Source organism: Mesorhizobium sp. WSM4871 (assembly GCF_055811295.1).
In genome coordinates this window covers 263,620-282,746 of record NZ_JBVVPU010000003.1, presented here as the reverse complement: position 1 = coordinate 282,746, position 19,127 = coordinate 263,620, and the positions used below count along the sequence as shown (strand labels likewise).

General features: G+C 62.0%; 16 protein-coding genes. 4 read left to right on the top strand and 12 right to left on the bottom strand.

The window, feature by feature from the left end:
• Positions 1-116: 116 nt before the first annotated feature.
• The 3 genes from AC0L2H_RS07995 to AC0L2H_RS07985 all read left to right on the top strand — a co-directional run bounded on the left by AC0L2H_RS07995 (position 117) and on the right by AC0L2H_RS07985 (position 2,054).
• On the top strand, positions 117-302 hold the full coding sequence (locus AC0L2H_RS07995) for a hypothetical protein (protein WP_473589716.1): 186 nt from the start codon (positions 117-119) through the stop codon (positions 300-302).
• A gap of 338 nt (positions 303-640) precedes the next feature.
• The gene (locus tag AC0L2H_RS07990; protein ID WP_013531161.1) at positions 641-775 is read left to right on the top strand and encodes a hypothetical protein; all 135 of its coding nucleotides are present in this window, start codon (positions 641-643) and stop codon (positions 773-775) included.
• 340 nt (positions 776-1,115) lie between these two features.
• Positions 1,116-2,054, top strand: a complete 939-nt coding sequence (locus tag AC0L2H_RS07985) for a GlxA family transcriptional regulator (protein WP_425351098.1) — start codon at positions 1,116-1,118, stop codon at positions 2,052-2,054.
• A gap of 3 nt (positions 2,055-2,057) precedes the next feature.
• Here AC0L2H_RS07985 and AC0L2H_RS07980 read toward each other — a convergent pair whose 3' ends face one another.
• From AC0L2H_RS07980 to AC0L2H_RS07925, 12 genes are all read right to left on the bottom strand, one after another.
• Positions 2,058-2,906, bottom strand: coding sequence for a DUF1194 domain-containing protein (locus tag AC0L2H_RS07980; protein ID WP_473589715.1), 849 nt, complete (start codon positions 2,904-2,906; stop codon positions 2,058-2,060).
• A gap of 80 nt (positions 2,907-2,986) precedes the next feature.
• A complete protein-coding gene (locus AC0L2H_RS07975) occupies positions 2,987-3,811 on the bottom strand; it encodes a site-2 protease family protein (protein WP_473589714.1) in 825 nt (274 codons plus the stop codon).
• 140 nt (positions 3,812-3,951) lie between these two features.
• Positions 3,952-6,513 carry a GcvT family protein gene (locus AC0L2H_RS07970; protein WP_473589713.1) on the bottom strand — a complete coding sequence of 854 codons (2,562 nt, stop codon included), beginning with the start codon at positions 6,511-6,513 and terminating at the stop codon, positions 3,952-3,954.
• Positions 6,514-6,673: 160 nt separating this feature from the next.
• Complete coding sequence (locus tag AC0L2H_RS07965; RefSeq protein ID WP_473589712.1) at positions 6,674-7,432, bottom strand: FkbM family methyltransferase; 759 nt, start codon at positions 7,430-7,432, stop codon at positions 6,674-6,676.
• Complete coding sequence (locus AC0L2H_RS07960) at positions 7,429-8,664, bottom strand: hypothetical protein (protein ID WP_473589711.1); 1,236 nt, start codon at positions 8,662-8,664, stop codon at positions 7,429-7,431. Before AC0L2H_RS07960 ends, AC0L2H_RS07965 begins: the two co-directional genes overlap by 4 nt.
• A gap of 23 nt (positions 8,665-8,687) precedes the next feature.
• The gene (locus tag AC0L2H_RS07955) at positions 8,688-10,160 is read right to left on the bottom strand and encodes an aspartate aminotransferase family protein (RefSeq protein ID WP_473589710.1); all 1,473 of its coding nucleotides are present in this window, start codon (positions 10,158-10,160) and stop codon (positions 8,688-8,690) included.
• Between the two features lie 30 nt (positions 10,161-10,190).
• Positions 10,191-11,198: an NAD-dependent epimerase/dehydratase family protein gene (locus AC0L2H_RS07950; protein ID WP_473589709.1), complete on the bottom strand. Its 1,008-nt coding sequence runs from the start codon at positions 11,196-11,198 to the stop codon at positions 10,191-10,193.
• Complete coding sequence (locus AC0L2H_RS07945) at positions 11,195-11,629, bottom strand: EamA family transporter (RefSeq protein ID WP_473589708.1); 435 nt, start codon at positions 11,627-11,629, stop codon at positions 11,195-11,197. Before AC0L2H_RS07945 ends, AC0L2H_RS07950 begins: the two co-directional genes overlap by 4 nt.
• Before the next feature lie 125 nt (positions 11,630-11,754).
• Positions 11,755-13,104 carry an FAD-binding oxidoreductase gene (locus AC0L2H_RS07940; protein WP_473589707.1) on the bottom strand — a complete coding sequence of 450 codons (1,350 nt, stop codon included), beginning with the start codon at positions 13,102-13,104 and terminating at the stop codon, positions 11,755-11,757.
• A 2-nt stretch (positions 13,105-13,106) separates the two neighbouring features.
• On the bottom strand, positions 13,107-14,540 hold the full coding sequence (locus tag AC0L2H_RS07935; RefSeq protein WP_473589706.1) for a UbiA family prenyltransferase: 1,434 nt from the start codon (positions 14,538-14,540) through the stop codon (positions 13,107-13,109).
• 202 nt (positions 14,541-14,742) lie between these two features.
• Complete coding sequence (locus AC0L2H_RS07930; protein WP_006335571.1) at positions 14,743-15,006, bottom strand: hypothetical protein; 264 nt, start codon at positions 15,004-15,006, stop codon at positions 14,743-14,745.
• A 163-nt stretch (positions 15,007-15,169) separates the two neighbouring features.
• The gene (locus tag AC0L2H_RS07925; protein ID WP_473589705.1) at positions 15,170-17,662 is read right to left on the bottom strand and encodes a mechanosensitive ion channel family protein; all 2,493 of its coding nucleotides are present in this window, start codon (positions 17,660-17,662) and stop codon (positions 15,170-15,172) included.
• Positions 17,663-17,859: 197 nt separating this feature from the next.
• Here AC0L2H_RS07925 and AC0L2H_RS07920 point away from each other — a divergent pair, with 197 nt between their 5' ends.
• Positions 17,860-19,119: a sarcosine oxidase subunit beta gene (locus tag AC0L2H_RS07920; RefSeq protein WP_473589704.1), complete on the top strand. Its 1,260-nt coding sequence runs from the start codon at positions 17,860-17,862 to the stop codon at positions 19,117-19,119.
• Positions 19,120-19,127: the final 8 nt, after the last annotated feature.

Sequence of the window (19,127 nt, the reverse complement as noted above, 5' to 3'; positions counted from 1 at the left end):
TCTTGAAACGACCATGACACGAACCTGCATTCGACACGAAATGAAGCTGAAACAAACCTTGTGTAGCGCTTCCCATGCCCAGCGACCTGAAAACCAGACACGCAAAGGAGAACGAAATGTCTATCCTGTCTTCCATCGGTCGCCTCGCGACCGAATTCAGCGAGGCCCGCGCCCGCTACCAGACCGAACGCGCCATCCACGCGCTGCCGATCGAACTGCAGAAGGATATCGGCTGGCCAGAAGCCGCCGACACCAAGACCAGCACGCGCCATGGCGTCGGATCCTGGGCTGGAGCAAAGTAGATCGTGTGTACCAAGTGCTGAAGGCCTGCCGCGCAACCCCGCCCGGCAGGCCTTTCTATTTTATTTGCATTCAAATGATTTTAGAGCCATGTCGCCATCGCATGGCGCATATGAGCAAGCCGCATAGCTGCCCATCTTTCGAACTAACGCCTTGTATATGATCGTAAATCTTCGGCAGAATGCCCAAAATTGACGCATTCCGTGTCGCTTTTCATATCAAGTGCTTCGCTTTTGTCATTTAGTTTCCCCTCACGTAAGCCTATATCAGCGGCAGCAAACGAGCTGCCCCACTCCATCAAGCGAAGGCGACCCGTCTGAGCAACCGAATGGAGATGACAATGAAGCTTTTTGCCCGCCTTTTCGCTCGTCGTGAAATGAACCTGACGACCGCGCTCGAGCGCCAGCGCCTTGCCAACACTATGCCCGGCCAAACCGGCGCCATGAATGCGGCGCGTCTCGGCTTCGTCGCCTGATCCGGCAAGCTTGCGAGCAGCGCATGCCGCTGCTCTGCAGATGATTTCACGCCGCTTCGGTCCTGCCGAGGCGGCGTTTTCATTTTACATCTCGGCGCATCTGCTCAATCCGGTTGCATGCGGATCGTTCGCCGCATAGCGATTGCCCATTTGCGACCCGTGTCGCAAATAAAGTCTTCCCGTTGCCTCCTAGCCAATTGACAGGAAAGGTTTTTCCTGATGACGCTGTACTGATCGCGACATCCTGTTCGCGCCATTGCAGCGTGAGGGTTCCCCTGTGAACGTCGTAAAGCATCCGGTCAGGCGATCGTTTGTGTTCTTCCTGGTCCCCGATTTCACCATGATCGCCTTTGCAACGGCGCTTGATCCGTTGCGCTCGGCCAACCGTATGCTCGGCTACGAAGCCTATCGCTGGCGCCTCGCCAGCATCGACGGCAAGCCGGTGCGCGCCTCGAACGGCGTCGAATGCGCCGTCAACACCTCGCTCGAGGAAGAGCGCAAGAAGATGTCCGGGCCGGAGCGACCGAACATGGCGATCGTCTGCAGCGGCATCAATGTCGAGCGCTACCAGAACAAGTCGGCCTTCGCCTGGCTGCGCGAGGAATACAATCGCGGCGTCGCCGTCGGCGGCCTTTGCACGGGGGCCCATATACTGGCCGCCGCCGGCCTGTTGTCCAACAAGCGCTGCGCGATCCATTGGGAAAACCTGCCCGGCTTCTCCGAGGCCTTCCCGAAAGCCAATGTCTTTGCCGACCTCTTCGAGATCGACCAAAACGTCTACACCTGCGCCGGCGGCACCGCCGCGCTCGACATGATGCTGAAGCTGATCGGCGACGATTTCGACGAGAGTCTGGTCAACCGTGTGTGCGAGCAGGTGCTGACCGACCGCGTGCGCAGCCCGACCGACCGCCAGCGTCTGCCGTTGCGCGCCCGCCTCGGCGTGCAGAACTCCAAGGTGCTGACCATCATCGAACTGATGGAGGCGAACCTTTCCGAGCCGCTGTCGCTGATCGAGATCGCCGACCATGTCGACCTGTCGCGCCGCCAGATCGAGCGGCTGTTCCGCACCGAGATGGGCAGGTCCCCTGCCCGCTACTATCTGGAGATCCGGCTCGACCGGGCCAGGCACTTGCTCATCCAATCGTCGTTGCCGGTGGTCGAGGTGGCGGTCGCCTGCGGCTTCGTCTCTGCCTCGCATTTTTCCAAATGCTACCGCGAGCTCTATGCGCGCTCGCCACAGCAGGAGCGCGTCGACCGCAAGCAATTGCTGGCGGCTTGACCGCTAACGGCTGTCGAACATGAAACTGCGGTCGCGCCACATTTTCTCGCCGACCTGGCAATCGGTGACTGGTCTGTCCTGCGCCAGCACCACCGGCGGATGCGCCGCCTCATTCGCCGCCCATTGCGGCGAATTGCGCCCGGCAAGCTCCAGCACCAGCTTGCGGCGGATCGCCTCGGGAAATTGCGTCCACTCATTCACCGGGATCATGAACGCGCCCGGCCCGCCGATGACGCAATCGGTGTAGTAGCGGTCGAGATCATTGACGTCATAGACGCTGGTGAAGCCGCTTCTGGTCATCAGCGGCAAGCCATTGATGGTGATGCCTTGCTTGACCAGCTCGTCGCGGGCGATGTTGACGGGACCGCCCTGATTGTTGGGGCCGTCGCCCGAAACATCGATGACCCGCTTGACGCCCTGAAAGCCGCTCTCGGCGAAGAGGTCGCTGGAGAATTCCAGCGCCCCGGAGATCGAGGTGCGTCGGGCGCTGTTGGGCGGCCGGGCGGAAAGCTGTTCGACCACCCGCTCGGCGTCGGCGCGATTGGCGATCACCGTCCATGGCACGATGACATGCTGCGAGGTCGTTCCGGCCCATTCGACATAGGTGACGGCGATCTTGCCATGGGCGCCATCGGCGATGGCCTGCAGCACGTCGTCATGCGTCAGCGCCGCCGCGTAGCCGTGGCGCTGAATCTCGAGTTCGTCCGGCGACATGGACAGCGAAACATCGACGGCCAGCACCAGCTCGATGTCGACGGGCTCGGCGGCGAAGGTCGCCGGCGTCAGCCAGAGCATCAGCGCCAGCATGGTGCTCCCTAAAAGCAGGTGTCTTGCGAAAGGAAAAGCAGACATGCCGAAGGGTAAGCGAGAATCACTGTGTGGCAAAGAAAAAAGCAGGGGCAGCCCGTTTGCCCATGCGGCGCTGCCTGGTGTCATCTGTTGACGGGCCACCCGCCCTTGCCGCGCCATTCCACATCATCGGCAGCGACCGTCCCCACTTCTGGGCGCGGACTGAACTTTTTCTTGCCAGTTGCACGCAGCGCCTTCCAGTTCGGTTTGAATGATGGCGGGAGCCACAACAGGATACCCGCGACAGCGGCCGGCAGGATCACCGCGAAACGCAATATCGAGAGGACCACTCCACAGAACCCGACGATCCGCGCTGCCCCACCCTCACCTAAGCGCCGTGCAAGAAAATGCCGCGCGATCACCCCGCCATCCAGAGGGTATGCCGGTAGAATGTTGAGAACAGCCAGCGCTCCATTCAACAAGGCGCCGACCCAAAGCGTCCACTCCAGAAGCGTGATTGGCCTTGGAGGCGGCGAGTTGAACAGGCTATCTGCCTCGGCCGGCACCAAAGGCCCGGCGATCAGATAATAGGAGGCAATGAAAAGCACCGCCAAGAGGACGTTGGCCAATGGACCCGCAAATGCAATCTGCGCCCAACCGTGCGATGGCGCCGCGCCGCGCTTGAAGTAGGCAACCCCGCCAAACAGATAAAGCTCTATCCTGTCGGTGCCGATACCCTGCCGGCGAGCGGCCCATACATGCGCCAGTTCGTGCAGAAACACCGATGCGAAGAACAGCGCGGCAAAGACCGACGTGTGGATCAGCGCGGCTGTCGGACGGGTCGACCACTCTTGCAGAAAGGGCAGGACAATCGGAATTGCAAAGGTCCAGCTGATACGAACGGGGATGTTCCCATTCACGCTAAACACCAGCGCGTCGTTCTTCTTGTCCCAGCCAAACCGCCGCAAATGCTTTACTCCGCCCAACTCAACGGTAGGCGAGAATCGCTCGCTTAGAAAGAGAAAAGCCCCGCATGGCAGGCTTGGCTTTGCTGTCACGCAGTTCATGTTCTACCGACGTCATTCCCGCTGTCGGGAATTGACGGCGATCAACTGCGCGGCTTGAGGTTCTCCGGGTCGTAGAGCGGCTTGTAGCCGACGGCAGCGACTTCGACCGGATAGGTTTCGCCGAAATATTCGACATTGAGTTTGCGGCCTTCTTGGGCATAGGCCCAGGGCAGATAGGCAAGACCGATATTCTTGCCGATGGTCGGGCCATAGGCCATCGAGGTCGTGAACGACCGGCGGCCGAGTTCGTCGACCAGCGTTTCGCCAGTTTTCGGGTCAATCACCGGCATCGTGCCGACGGGATAGCGGGCAACACCTTTCGCATCGACATTGCTCGTCATGACCAGCGTGCACAGCATCGCCGGCTGATGCTCGCGGGCACGGTACTCCACATGCCTGGCCTTGCCGCAGAAATCGTTCTCCTTGACCTTCGGACGGGCGAGATCGGCTTCCAGCAGATTGTACTCGGTCAGCAGGTCGGCATTCTGCAGCCGCAGGCTCTTTTCCATGCGCCGTGTGTTGGCATAGGTCTCGACGCCGAAGGGCATGACGCCGGTCGAACGCAGCGCATCCCACACGGCAAGCCCGTCCTCATAACGCATATGCAATTCCCAACCCTGCTCGCCGACATAGGAGATGCGGAAAGCGGTAACATCCTTGCCGCCGATCCTGACCGGCTTGATCGCCGCGAAAGGGAAGTTTTCGAGCGACAGCCCATCCGGATTCTCAACCACCTTCTGCAAGGTCGCCCGCGCGTTCGGACCCCAGATACCGATGGTCACGTATCTCTCGGTCACATCGGTAATGGTGACGTCAAAACCTTTATCCTGCGCGGTGCGGCGCATGTACTGGAAGTCGCGCGGCCCGGCGTCGGCGCCGTCGATCACCCGGCAGCGATCGGCCATGCGGATGACGGTAAAGTCGGCGCGCACCATGCCCTCCTCGTCGAGGAAGTGCGTATAAATGCCCTTGCCGATATTGTTGTCGCCGCCGATCTTGGCCGCGCACAGCCATTCCAGCAACGCGACATGGTCCGGGCCTTCGACGTCATACATGGAGAAGTGCGACAGGTTGACGATGCCGCAATCCTCGCTCATGGCGAGATGCTCGGCATTGGAGACACGCCAGAAGTGGCGGTTGTCCCACTCGTTTTCGCGCACCGGCACGCGGTTGCCGTATTTCTCCAAAAGGTGCTCGTTGGCGGCGTAGCCATGCGCGCGCTCCCAGCCGCCCAGCTCCATGAAATAGCCGCCGAGCTCCTTCTCGCGCTCCCAGAACGGCGAGCGCCTGATGTTGCGGCCCTTGGAGAAGGGCTCGCGCGGATGTACGGCCGGATTGTAGACCTTCATCGCCGTCTCGGTGCAGCGGTCCCAGATGAACTGCTCCTTCGTCTGGTGCGGATAGAAGCGTGCATAGTCGATGGCGTGATGGTCGATCGCTGTGCGGCCGTCCGTCATCCAGTCGGCGATCAGCTTGCCCATGCCGGGACCGTCCTTCACCCAGATGGCGACGGCATACCAGAGGCCGCGCACCTTCTGGCTCTCGCCCATCGACGGGCCGCCGTCCGCGGTCACCTGCAGCAGGCCGTTGAAGGAATGGCTCTCATTGTAGCCGAGTTCGCCCAGGATCGGCGTCAGTTCCATGGCGCGCTCGAGCGGCGTCAGGATCTGTTCCATGTCGAGGTCTCGCTGCGAAGGCGAAAGCCGCGCCTGGTCCTTCTCCAGGAGGTCGCGCGGATGGCAAAGGCGTGGATTGGTCTCCTCGTAATAGCCCCATTCGATCTGCCCGCCCTCGGCGGTCTTGGGATCGCCGGTGTCGCGCATATAGGCCGAATTGCCCTGGTCGCGCAGCAGCGGCCAACCGATCTCCTTGCCGGTGCCGGCGAATTCGGTGTACGGCCCGAAGAAGGTCAGCGGGTGGTCGATCGGCATCACCGGCAGATCCTCGCCGACCATCTCGGCGGTCAACCGGCCCCATATGCCCGTGCAGACCACGACATAATCGGCTTTGATGGTGCCACGGTCGGTCACCACGCCCTTGATGCGGCCGTCCTCGACGATGAGCGACCTGGCCGGCGTGTTGGCGAATGATTTGAGCTTGCCCGAGGCCTCCGCATGATCGACCAGCTTGCCGGCGACAGTCTGCGAGCGCGGGATGACGAGACCGGCATCGGGATCCCACAGGCCGCCTTGCACCATCTCTTCTTCGATAAGCGGAAACTTCTGCTTGATCTCGGCCGGCTCGATCAGACGCGCGCGCGTGCCAAAAGCCTTCGCCGAGGCGATCTTGCGCTTGATCTCTTCCATGCGGGCGTCGTCGCCGACGCGGGCCACTTCAAGGCCGCCGATGCGCGCATAGTGGCCCATCTTCTCGTAAAAATCGATCGAGTAGAGCGTCGTCCAGCAGGACAGGAAGTCATGGCTGGTCGTGTAGCAGAAGTCGGAAGCGTGCGCCGTCGAGCCGATGTCGGTCGGGATGCCTGACTTGTCGATGCCGACGATATCGTCCCAGCCGCGCTCGATCAGATGATGGGCGACCGACGCGCCGACAATGCCGCCCAGCCCGATAATGACGACCTTCGCCTTTTCCGGAAACCCTGCCATTGCCCGCGACTCCAAAGTGGTAAAGCGGGCACCCGGCGCCCGTTTGATCGGCGCACAATATGCAGGCGACAGCCGTCCCGCTACCGCCTGTTTGCGACACGCTGCAGGTGCGGCGCGACCCGATAAAGTCAGATGCCTTCGAGGGGCGCGGAGCTATCCCTCAAGCGAAGGCCCAGATGTCCTCGGCCTGGAAGCCGACCTGGTAGCCGGCGGTCTTCAGCTTGACCACGACCTGGCCGATCTCAGTCGCCGGCAGCGCACCGACCTCGACCTTGATCATGCCTGGGCGGTAGCGCTGGAGATCGAGCTGCTCGAAGACGATCCAGTCGGCGCCTTCGCAATCGACGAGGAAGGCATCGATATGGGTGATGCCGTTGCGGTCGAGCAGTGTCTGCAAAGTCTCCGACGGCACTTCGATATCCCTGAGATGCGGCGCGAACTTGTTGAAGTTGGCATCGGCCTCGCCCCAGGCATTCTTGCCCGACATCAAATTGGTGTCGGTCACCGACGAGCAGCCGATGAACTCGAGCGGCAGCGTGCCGGCCTCGAGTGCCGCGGCATCGAAGGTGTGGACGGTGATCGTCCCCTTGGTTCTGGTCACCGCGACTGGTTCGATGGTGAAGCGCTCAGTGTCCGGGTAATTGGCACGCAGCCGCTTCTGGTTGTACGGGATCGGCTCGACCAGCATGGCGCGAGCGCGCGGGATGCGGTGCAGCCAGGGCGTCACGTCATCGAACAGCGCGCCATCGCAGGCGCCGACATTGACCATCTGGAACGGCCTTTTTTCTCCACCGAGGCGCGCTTTAAGCGCGGCCTTCGCCAGGAACTTCGTGCCGCGCAGCGACGGCCCGCGGTCGAGGACGCCGGTGGGAAGACCGAGCGACAGGGCGATGCGCGCCAGGCTGGAAAGGGAACTCATGGCTTGTCTCCAGCGATGACGCGCGATGGCGCGGCGCCGCGCCCTTTGCTGCTCGCTGATGCCCACAACGCCATGAATGGGCCGGCGAGCAGCAGGAAGGGCGGGATCAGGTTGGGAAAGTAGATGCGGGTGTCATGGATCGGGAAGACGGTGAACTTCGCCAGCACGCCGAGCACGAGCGCCGCAAACAGGATGCCGGCACGACGGCCGAGCTTGAAGCCGGCCCGGCTCGACGCATACCAAGCCGCCAGCGCCAGCACCGAGACGCCGACCCAACTGTTCAGGCTGATGGCCCGAACCACGGAAGCAGCAAAAGCCTTGAGATAGGCGGCAACCGAGAATGGCGGTTCGAAGCCGTCCATATTGTAGTGCTGCTCGATCGAGGAGAACCACAGATGCGGCCACCAGCCGGGATGCTGCGCCCAGTGCGAGATGGCGAAGTAGGCGACGAGCGATGCGGCAAAGCCGGCCAGCGCGCCCCACGCCTTCTGCCGGGAGACCAAAAGCAGAACGGCAAAAACCGCAAGGAAAACAATATTGTCGGGCCGCGCCATGAAAGCGAGGAAGAGCAGGATCGCAGTGGCCACTTCGCGGCCGCGCGTGTAGGCAAGGAGCCCGCCGAGGAACAGTGCTGAGCACAGGAGATCGGGCGTCGATGCCCGCGCCGCGTCGCCGAACTCGGCCATCATCAGCACCGCGCCGAGAACCGGCGCCAGCGCCAACGCGCCCTCGGAACGCAACCAGAGCAGCGCGATCGCGCCGAACAGCAGCACCGAGAACACCTGCAGCAGACGCATCGCCTCGACCGGCGACATCACGGAACTCATGGTGGACAGAATCTCGGCGTAGAGGAACTTGATCCGGTACATGCCGAGCAGTGAGTGAAAGTCGGCGGCATTCCCGGCCAAATGACTGCGGAAGCCGCCGCCATCGTCGGTCAGCGTCTTGTAGTCGCCCGCCGACACATCGGCCTTGACGGTACCATAGGCATAATCATGCAGCGCCTGCGCATCGGGGTAGCTGCTCTCCTCGGCGATCGCGAGATAGGGCAGCATGTCCCAATTGGCGTCGGGCATGAACCATGCCGTCACCGCCGTCAAAAGGATGTAGAGCGCGAAGGCCGCCGCCCCGATGGGTGCCGCCAGCCGCGCATAGGTCCCCTCGCCCCACGCCAGGCCGGCCCCTGTGAGCCGGTCGAGCAGGTAAGTCGGAGAGGGAGACCTGGTCAGCATCGTTTGGCTCGGCAAACTCTGACTCAGCGGACTTGGCTTTTGACGAAGTCCTTCACGATCGACACAATGCCGCGCGACAACAGGCTGTCGAGCGCCTCGATGAAGCGGTCGACATGTTCGCGCTGGCAGATCAGCGGCGGTTCGAGACGAATGACGTTGCGGTTGTATTCGGTGAAGGCGACGAGCACGTCATAGTCGCGCAGCAGCAGCGCTCCCACGAAGCCGGACAGCGAGCCCTTCAGCTTGTCGTCGAGCATGCTGACGACGGGACGCAGCACCATCGGCAAGGTCTGCGAAAAGTCGTGGAACTCCAGCCCGACCATAAGACCCTTGCCGCGCGCATCCTTGATGATCTTCGGGTATTTCTCCCTGAGCGCCTGCAGGCGTTGCAGCAGGTAGTCGCCCGTGACGGCGGCGTTGTCGATCAGCCCCTCGTCGTAGAGTACGTTGAGCGCCTCGATCGAGGTAACGCAGGCCTCGCCCATGCCGCCGAAGGTGGCCATGGCATGGATCATCGCCGTCTTCGGCGTGCCATAGGCCTTCATGTAGATCTCGCGCCGGGCAATCATCGCGCCGACAGCCGCCTTGCCGCCACCGAGCGACTTGGCCAGCGCCGTCACATCAGGAATGACGCCGTAATGCTCGAAAGCATAGAAGCGGCCGGAGCGGCCGTAACCGCACTGCACTTCGTCGGCCACCCACAGCACGCCATACTGGTCGCACAGCGCACGTAACTTCTGCCAGTATTGCGCCTTTGCCTGGATGATGCCGCCACCGCCCTGGATGGTTTCGAGCACGATGACGCCGATCTCGGGATCCGTGCGGAAGGCGCGCTCGACCGCCTCGATATCGGCGAACGGAATGCGCACCACATTGTCGGCGACCTTGAAGTCGGCGCGGTAGAGCTGGCCGTCAGTGATCGCCAGCACGCCCTTGGTCTTGCCGTGGAAGGAATTCTCGGCGTAGACGACCTTTGGCCGCTTTGGGCCGGCGGCGCGCTCGGCGAGCTTCACCGCCGCTTCCATGGCCTCCGAGCCGGACGAGCCCAGAAACACCATGTCGAGATCGCCGGGCGAGCATTTGGCGATATTGTGCGCCAGGGCCGCCGCATATTGCGACATGAAGGCGATAGCGATCTCCTGGCGTTTTTCTTCCTGGAACTTGCGGCGTGCCTCGAGAATGCGCGGATGGTTATGGCCAAAGGCCAGCGAGCCGAAGCCGCCGAAGAAATCCAGGATCTTGCGGCCGTTCTGGTCGATATAGAACATGCCTTCGGCGCGCTCGATCTTGATCTTGTGGAAGCCGAGCAGCTTCATAAAGTGCAATTGGCCGGGATTGAGATGCGCCTTGAACAGGTCGGTCATCCGCGCCACATCCATGGCCTTGGCCTGTTCGACGCTGATCAGGTCCGGCTTGGCGATAGTGTCCGGCGACAGCGCCGGTGCGCTGACCACGGTGCGCGCTTTTGTGTGTTCCGGCTTGGCCATCACAGTCATCTCAAAATATCCCTTGTTCGGCAGGCGCCGTTATTCGGCGGGCACATGTTTCGCGGCGACGGCATGGCCGTCCTTCTTGGCGCGGTATTCGCTGTAGGCGGCGATCAGCATGTCCTCGTCGCGATATTGCGGCACCCAGCCGAGCTGACGCTCGGCCTTGGACACGTCGAGCACGCATTCCTCGTCGGCAATCAGATATTGTTCCGGATCCATGATCGGCAGGTTGAGCAAGTCGAGCAGGTCGAGCGTGCGCTTGACCGCCCAGCCGGGCGTCGGGATCAGGATCGACTTCGAGCCGGCATGCTTGATCAGGTCGCCGAGCAATTTCTTGACCGGCGGCGGGTTGAGCGAGCCCAGATTATAGGCCTCATTGGGTACGCCGGCCTTCCAGGCGGCGCGCGCGGCCTCGGCGCAGTCGAACACCGAGATGAACTGATAGGGATTCCTGCCTGACCCGATCATCGGCACCGGAAAATTCCAGTCGATCAGCTTGAACAGTTTTTCCAGGATGCCGAGGCGGCCGGGGCCGATGATGAGGCGCGGGCGAAACAGCGAGATCGACATGCCGCGCTTGCGCCATTCGGCGGCCAGTTCCTCCGTCTTCTGCTTCGACCAGCCATATTCGCCGAGCGGCGCGACCGGATGCTCCTCGGTCATTGGCTGCGTGACGGTGTGGCCATAGATCATGTCGGTCGTGTAGTGGACGAGCTTCCGCGCGCCGGCTCTGTCCATCGCCTGGATGATGTGCTCGGCGCCATGGAAATTCACCGGGAAGAAGAACTCGTGCCGCTTGGCCCGCACCTGGATCGGCGACAGCATCTTGGCCGACAGATTGTAGACCATGTCGTCGGCCTTCAGCCCGACCGAAGCGACCGAGGCCGGATCGGTGACATCGCATCTGACATAGCGGACCGAGCGGTAGTGCGGCAGATCGCTTTTGGCGATATCGGCAACGACCACTTCCTCTCCATCGCCAAGAAGCTTTGGGGCCAGATGGCGGCCGACGAAACCGTCGCCGCCGAAAATCACATGTCTCATCGAACGATCTCGTTTGCGTGAATCTTGTCGGAGGCAATGGAAGCAGTCTGGTCCTCATGCTCTCGACCACTCTGCGCGATCAGGACCGTGCCGACGCAAATGAAGGCGATGCCGGCGATGCGCCAGGCATTGAGATCTTCGCGGAAGATGAAATAGGCGAAGATCGCAACCGCGACATAGGCAAGGCTGAGGAACGGATAGGCGAAACTGAGCTCGACCTTGGACAGCACATAGAGGTGCGAGACCATCGAGATGACGAAGGTGCAAAGGCCGAGGAACACCCACGGGCTGAACACGATCTGCAGCAGCTTGAGCAGCGGATTGACGCCTTCGAAGGAAACCGGACCGAGCGACATCATGCCTTGCTTCAGCATGAGCTGCGCGGCGGCATTGGTCATGACTGTGAACAGAATGAAGACGATATATTTCATGTTCTTCCCACCAACCCTTCGGCCGTCCTACTACAAACCTGCAAATATTTTGTGAAGCAACAAGAGTGTTTTCAGCAAAAACTTGCTATTATCGATTTGTTTACCACGAATTACTCAAACTTTATCTATTCCGCGGCTTCGGCAGCATCCCCTTGCTTTTCGAGCTGTTGCGCCGTTCGGGCCCAGAAACTCGACATGAAGGCAGGGTCGCGGATCGCTTCGAGGCACTGCCATTTCGGAAACGAGGCGGCGAAGATGTCGGCGCCCATGCGGGCGTCCTTGTAAGGATTGACCGCGCCGCCGGCTTCGACGGTGATGCGGTCCAGCTCCTTCAACAGCGCCAGCGTCGACTCGCCACGGTTGGGAAAATCCAGCGTCAGCGTGAAACCCGGCCGCGGGAACGACAGCAATGCTGGTGAGCGGACCGTGCCGAAGCGCTTCAGGACCGTGAGGAACGAGCCCTGCCCGGCCCGCTTGGCCGCCGCAAGCAGATCCGGCACGACCCGGCGCGCGACATTTTCCGGCACCACGCTCTGGTGTTGGAAAAGCCCGTTCGGTCCGTAAAGGCGGTTCCAATTGCCGACGCCGTCAAGCGGAAAGAAGAAACCTTGATAACCGACATCGCGCGCCGTCGACCGGCCTTTCTTCCATCGGTAGGCAGCGTTGAAAACGGTCAGGAACGGCCGGTTGAGCACGTTGAACGGCGGCTGGAAGGGCACCGAAAACCTGCCGCCGGCCGGCCAGGCCGCATGCGAACCATGCTCGGCATGATTGCCGGTGAACAGCAGCCCGCGGCCGCTGCGGTGACCGCCGGCCAGCTGGTCGATCCAGGCGACGGCATATTCGTTGGCCATATCGGCTGCTTCGGCAAGCTCGAAGAATTCACCAAGATTGCGGAAAGGCGTCGCCGTCTCGACGATATCGAGCGACGACACCCGCATCAGCCGGATCGATGCGGACAGGATCAGGCCCGTCAGCCCCATGCCGCCGATCGTCGCTGCAAACAGCCGTGCATTGTCGGTGGCCGAGCAATGATAGGTTTGCCCGTCGGATCTGAGCAGGGTCAAGGATTCGACATGGCAGCCGAAGGTGCCGCGCCGGTGATGATTCTTGCCATGCACATCATTGGCAATGGCGCCGCCGAGCGTGACGAACTGGGTGCCTGGAACGACCGCCGGGAAGAAGCCATAGGGCGCCGCATGGGCGATGATATCGGACAGAAGTGCGCCGGACTCGGCTTCGATCACGCCGGTTTCGGCATTGAAGGCGCGGATGCGGGCCAACGGCCGCATGTCGACGAGCGTGCCCGCTTCATTCTGGCACGAATCGCCATAGGAACGCCCGTTGCCATAGGCGAGCAAGGCGCCTTTTTTGGCTTTGCGCTGCTTCAGCAGCCCGATGCCGTCACCCGCCGAAATCACACTGGGCGCCGGCGGCGTGGCGAGGCCAAAGCTCTGAAATGTCTCCACGACCATGTCTACAGGCTTCCGGCGACCAGCAGCACGGCGCCGATGCAAACGACGATCTGGCTACGCCAGTCGCGGATGATGAAGACGACCGGATCGTCATGCATTTCGTCGCGGCGAGCGAGTATCCAGACGCGTATGGTCAGATAGAGCACGATCGGCGCCAGCGGCCAGACCAGCCAGGGGTTCGGGTAGAGTTCGCGCACCGCGGCGCTGTCCATATAGAGCGCCAGCACCAGCGCCGAGGAAAAGGCCGAGGCCATTCCCGCCTGGGCGACGATCTCCTGGTCCTCGGTACGGTAGCCGCGGCCGGCGATGCGCTCACCAGCCGGAATGGCGGTGGTGCGCAGCTCGACATAACGCTTCACCAGCGCCAGCGAAAGGAAGAAGAAGATCGAGAAGGCGAGTAGCCAGAACGAGACATCGACGCCGGTCGCCGCCGCGCCCGCCAGGACACGCATCGTGTAGAGGCCGGCCAGCGTCAGCACGTCGACCAGGAGCATGCGCTTGAACGACAGCGAATAGGCCGTGGTGATGACCATGTAGCCAAAAAGCACCCCGAGGAATTCCCATCGCAGCAGGCATGCCGCCCCGATGCCGATTGCCAGCAGCAGGGCCATCGACCCGAGGCCGAACGGGATCGACAACGCGCCGCTGGCGAATGGCCGGTTGCGCTTGGTCGGGTGTTTGCGATCGAGCGCGAGATCGAAGAAATCGTTGAGGATGTAGATGGCCGACGCCACAGCGCTGAACGAGATGAAGGCCAGCAGGCATTCCCAGATCATGCCGGCGTTGAAGTATTCGTGCGACAGCACCATCGGCACGGCGATCAACGAGTTCTTCAACCACTGATGAACGCGCAGCATCTTGACGACGGTTTTGAATGTCGGCTTCGGCGCCGGCATCATTTCGGCGCTGTGCATGGCCTGCCAGCGCGCGGCGTGGCGGTCGGGCGCGACGACGATCGCCGTGCGTGCGGCGTCGAACACCTGGAGGTCGTGCCGGCTGTTGCCGACATAGTCGAACCCGCCATCGCCGTAGGCGGCAACAAGCGAGGCGCGTTTTCTGCCGGAGGTCATGTTGTGCGGACCATCGGTCGCCAGCACGCGATCGAAAATCCCCAGATGCGCGGCGATCGCCTCGGCGAACTTGCGTGGCGTGCCGGTTGCCAGCACAATCTTGCGGCCCTCGCCATGTTCGGTGCGAAGGCGCCGCAGCAGAACTTCGCGATAGGGCAGCGATGCGGGATCGATGTCGATGCGTTGGGCGATGGCCTGCTTCAACCGCGCCGGGCCGCCGGCGAGCCAGAACGGCACCAGAAAAATATAGAGGGGGTTCTTCTTGAGAAGGATGAACAGCCCTTCCCACAACAGGTCCGTCGCGATCAGCGTACCGTCGAGATCGACCGCAAGCGGGATTGCGTTCCTGTCAGACCGCGCGTCCATTTCTCGTTGCCCTGCCTGCCCCGTCGCCGCTTTTCAGCGTCTTCGCATCCGGTATAGCGGGGAACGGCGTAGCGAACGTTAAAACGCCCGGTTGCAGCATGCAGGCTGGGTGGTATTTCCAGCGTCATTGTTAAACAATTGCTACTGGAAACAATAAAAGGCCGGGCAATTGCCCGGCCTTTGCAAGAGATGCCGCCCGAGTTTACTTGATACGGGCGACGCCGCCCGAAATCTCGACCGTTTCGGAGCCAGTCAGGGCTTCGAGGTCGCCATTCGGCAAGGTGACGAAACAGCCATTCGGGCAAAATTCCACGGTTTCGCCGGCGGCCAGCGCCAGCTCGGTCTTGCCGCCGCCTTCGGTTACGATCAGCGTGCGGGTCTCGGCGTCCTTGTTGACCGCGCTGGCTGCAAAAGCCGAACCGCCCACGGCAAGAAAAGCGATGGCGGCAACGACAGACTTCCACATTTTGCAATATCGGTGTTTCCACCGCCTCTGTTGCATTTCGCAAGGCATTCTCGCCCTTTGCATGTGAGCTTATATGACATGGAAGCTGAACAGCAACTGAATGCCGCATTCATGCCGCAATTGGTTTCGTTGCCTTGGAACCTGGCTTCCTGGGGCCAATTTCCTAATCGGGATCCGGCTTGCGGGCCTTGCGTCTGGATTTTGCAAGGCGCTTCGCCTCGGCCTCGGCTTCGATCAGCGCCTGCTCCCGTTCGGCGAATTCGGCCTCGATCTTGTCGTCGTCGATCGGCCATGCCTCATGCTTCTTAGTCTCGACGACGGCGCGCGGCGTCGACGGGATTTCGATATGCTCGCTGGCGAACGCGTCGAGGACGGCGAAGCGGATGTCGTTCTGCACGATATTGCCATTCATCACGTCGGCCAGGAACACTCGGATCTCGAACTCAAGCGCTGCCGGCCCGAAATTGGTAAACAGCACGAAAGGTTCGGGATTCTTCAGCACCAGCGGATGGCTGCGCGCGATCTCCAGCAGGACGGCATGGACCTGCTTGACGTCGCTGCCATAGGCGACACCCACCTTGATGTCGACGCGGCCAAGCTTGTTGCGATGCGTCCAGTTGCCGACTGCATTGTTGATCAGGTTTGAATTGGGCAGGATCACCGACTGGCGCTGGAACGTCTCGATCTCGGTGGCGCGCACGCTGATCTTCTTGACCGTGCCGCTGATATCGCCGGCGACGATCCAGTCGCCGACCTTGAACGGCCGCTCCGCCAGCAGGATCAGGCCCGAGACGAAGTTGGAGACGACGTTCTGCAGACCGAAGCCGATGCCAAGCGAAAGGGCGCCGGCGACGAGCGCGAGATTGGACAGATCGATACCCGCCGCCGAGACGCCGACGAGTGCCGCCAGCGCCACGCCGGCATAGCCGACCGCCAACCGGATCGAGTTGCGCACGCCGGTGTCGACCTTGCCGCGCGCCATGACCGAGCCGTCGAGCCAGCCCTGGAACCAGCGCGTCAGGAAATAGCCGATGATGAAGACGACGATGCCGGTCAGGATGCCGAGGAAAGAGATGGTCACCGAGCCGATGGTGACGCCGGTGGCCAGCTTGTAGGCCCAGGCCTGGATGTCGCCGGGTTGAAAGCCCCACATCAAGAGGATCAGCGGCAGGAACACCAGCACGATCATGACATTGATGGCGATGCTGACGACCAGGCCGAGCTGGTCGAGGGCTGCGTCCTCGTAGCTGGAATTGACGGACAACCAGCGCCCGATCGAAGTGCCGGCGAAACCGCCTTCCTCGCCGATTTCCCGGGCCGAAAGGAAGCCTATATAGGCGGTGACCAGGATCGTGCCGGTGACCACGACCTGCCGAGAGACGAAAAAGCTAAGGCCGATATAGCCGAACAGCGCCGCAGCTATAGTGAAAATACCGAGCGCAATGGCAGTGTAGCGCAGCCACGCCGGCCAGGGACGCCAGCCTCCATCGGGCGCCTTGAACGGTCTCAGCAACGCCATCAGGATCAGGATGACGCCGACGATGATGGTGGCGACAAAGCTCCTGGCGATGGTCAGCGACAGCGGCGAGCCCATCGTGTCGTTGACGACCGACAGGAAACTGTTGATGCCGATGACCACCGCCATGGCGGTGGTCAGCCGCACCAGCCAGCGCGCCGGACCCGTTTCGACCGGTATGAGACGCCAGTTCGGCAGCCGCGGCTCAAGCGCCGCATTGGTCAGCCGGTTGACGCAGAACACCACCGCGATGACGGCGGCCAAGGCATTCAGGAACACCCCGATGTCACCGCGCAACACGTTGTAATAGTTGAAAAAGAAAACCGTCGAAGCGAGGAAGACGCCGACCGCCAGCGTCGGCAGCAATGTCGACCAGAACGCCACCGACAGCCGGCTGAGATAGGACGGGTCCTCAACGGAGGGATCGGCCTCGAAGATACGTCCAAACAGCCGCCGACCGCCGACAAAGAGTACCGCGGCGAGTGCAAGCGCCATCAAGGCCGCTGCAAGGACGGCCTGGAACTTGAACTTGATGGCGAATGTCAGCCAGGACGATACCGCCCTGTAGAGGCCGGTATATTCATTCTGGGCGTCGGAGAACACCTGCGGGCTTAGCGCGTCGGACAGTTCATAGTGCTTGGTCAGCACATTGCGGAAGAGCGCGCTGCGCATGGCGCCGATCTTGTCGATCAATCCGCTGATGCGGATCGACAAATTTTGTGCGCTGGCGATGACGGCGTTTATCTCGGCCTTTTCGGCCGCCAGGGCCCCGCGCTCGCTGGCGACGATCTCGGGCTCCGGCGGCTGACCCTCGGCCGGCGGCGCGCCCAGCACCTCGATACGGGCATTGATGTCGGAGAGACGCGAACGGAACGCCAGCGCGCTGGTCAGTGCGGCCCGCGACATCTCCTCCAGTTGCAGGCGGATATCGACGAGACCGGCATCATCCTCGCCGTCCTGCTGCATCTTCTTCTCGAGGTCGTCGGTCTTCGCCGACAGATCCTGGAGGGCCTTCTGCTGCTCCGCGATCAGCGCGGCGGAGCCCTGGCCGATCGCCTGCGCCATCGCATCGAACGACGGCGCCGCCGACACGACGACCAGCGCAAGGATCAGAACCAGGCGGAGCAATCTGAAGACCATGATCTGTTGGCGACTCGCGAACGGCAATGCAGCGCTGAAAACGCATCCTTGATAGAGACGCTCATATCACGGGGCAAGCCATCGCGCCCGCCGCGTTTTCGGAGTCGGCCAGTCGAAAAGCGATGGCGCAATATTGGCTTTGCGCCGATGGCCTGCTCTATAGTCTGCCGCATCGCCCACGAAGGATGACAAAAAGAATGGCGGAATATTCGGCGTTTTCGCTTCTCAAAAACGCATTGACCGGCAACAAGGACTGGAAGCCGGCCTGGCGTAAGCCGGACCCGAAAGCATCTTATGACGTGATCGTCATCGGCGGTGGCGGCCATGGCCTGTCGACAGCCTATTATCTCGCCAAGGAGCACGGCATCACCAATGTCGCCGTGCTGGAGAAAGGCTGGCTGGGATCAGGCAATGTCGGCCGCAACACCACGGCTGTCCGCTCCAACTATCTGCTGCCCGCCAATACGCGCTTTTACGAACATTCGATGAAGCTGTGGGAGAACCTCTCGCACGACCTCAACTACAACGTCATGTTCTCGCAGCGCGGCTGCCTGAATCTGGCCCATACGCCCGGCCAGTTCGATGATCTTGCCCGGCGCGGCAATGCCATGCGCCATCTCGGCGTCGACGCCGAGCTGATGACGACGGCCGAGATCAAGCGACTGGTCCCGGCGCTCGACGTCTCCGGTTCGGCGCGTTTCCCTGTTGTCGGCGGCCTGATGCAGCGGCGCGCCGGCACGGCCCGCCACGATGCGGTCGCCTGGGGCTACGCGCGCGGCGCCGACCGTCGCGGCGTCGACATCGTCGAGAATTGCGAGGTCACCGGCTTCCTGCGCGATGGCGACCGCATCACAGGCGTCACGACCACGCGCGGCGAGATCCGCGCCAAGAAGGTGGCGCTTGCGGTTGCCGGAAGCACCGGCCGCGTCATGCAGCTTGCCGGCATCGATCATATGCCGATCGAGAGCCATGTGCTGCAGGCCTTCGTCTCTGAATCGCTGAAGCCGATCATCGATACGATCCTGACCTTCGGCATGGGACACTTCTACATCTCGCAGTCGGACAAGGGCGGCCTGGTCTATGGCGGCGACCTCGACGGCTACAACAGCTACGCCCAGCGCGGCAGCCTGCCGATCGTCGACGAGGTGATGAGCGAGATGCTGGCGCTGTTCCCCGGCCTCGCTCGCGTGCGCATGCTGCGCTCCTGGGGCGGCGTCTGCGACATGTCGATGGACGGCTCGCCGATCATCACCACCGGCCCGCTGCCGGGCATGTATCTTAATTGCGGCTGGTGCTACGGCGGCTTCAAGGCAACGCCGGCGTCCGGCTGGTGCTTTGCCTGGACCATCGCCAAGGACGAGCCGCACGACTTCAACGCGCCCTTCACGCTCGACCGTTTCTATCGCGGCCTGGCAATCGACGACAAAGGCCAGGGCGCGACGCCTCGGATGCATTAGGTAGAAGA

Coding starts and splice junctions, on each gene's coding strand:
- AC0L2H_RS07940 (WP_473589707.1), bottom strand. CDS start 13,104: ATGGTCGTGGAGACATTTCAGAGCTTTGGCCTCGCCACGCCGCCGGCG.
- AC0L2H_RS07920 (WP_473589704.1), top strand. CDS start 17,860: ATGGCGGAATATTCGGCGTTTTCGCTTCTCAAAAACGCATTGACCGGC.
- AC0L2H_RS07950 (WP_473589709.1), bottom strand. CDS start 11,198: ATGAGACATGTGATTTTCGGCGGCGACGGTTTCGTCGGCCGCCATCTG.
- AC0L2H_RS07970 (WP_473589713.1), bottom strand. CDS start 6,513: ATGGCAGGGTTTCCGGAAAAGGCGAAGGTCGTCATTATCGGGCTGGGC.
- AC0L2H_RS07995 (WP_473589716.1), top strand. CDS start 117: ATGTCTATCCTGTCTTCCATCGGTCGCCTCGCGACCGAATTCAGCGAG.
- AC0L2H_RS07945 (WP_473589708.1), bottom strand. CDS start 11,629: ATGAAATATATCGTCTTCATTCTGTTCACAGTCATGACCAATGCCGCC.
- AC0L2H_RS07935 (WP_473589706.1), bottom strand. CDS start 14,540: ATGGACGCGCGGTCTGACAGGAACGCAATCCCGCTTGCGGTCGATCTC.
- AC0L2H_RS07985 (WP_425351098.1), top strand. CDS start 1,116: ATGATCGCCTTTGCAACGGCGCTTGATCCGTTGCGCTCGGCCAACCGT.
- AC0L2H_RS07955 (WP_473589710.1), bottom strand. CDS start 10,160: ATGACTGTGATGGCCAAGCCGGAACACACAAAAGCGCGCACCGTGGTC.
- AC0L2H_RS07925 (WP_473589705.1), bottom strand. CDS start 17,662: ATGGTCTTCAGATTGCTCCGCCTGGTTCTGATCCTTGCGCTGGTCGTC.
- AC0L2H_RS07960 (WP_473589711.1), bottom strand. CDS start 8,664: ATGCTGACCAGGTCTCCCTCTCCGACTTACCTGCTCGACCGGCTCACA.
- AC0L2H_RS07980 (WP_473589715.1), bottom strand. CDS start 2,906: ATGTCTGCTTTTCCTTTCGCAAGACACCTGCTTTTAGGGAGCACCATG.
- AC0L2H_RS07990 (WP_013531161.1), top strand. CDS start 641: ATGAAGCTTTTTGCCCGCCTTTTCGCTCGTCGTGAAATGAACCTGACG.
- AC0L2H_RS07965 (WP_473589712.1), bottom strand. CDS start 7,432: ATGAGTTCCCTTTCCAGCCTGGCGCGCATCGCCCTGTCGCTCGGTCTT.
- AC0L2H_RS07930 (WP_006335571.1), bottom strand. CDS start 15,006: ATGTGGAAGTCTGTCGTTGCCGCCATCGCTTTTCTTGCCGTGGGCGGT.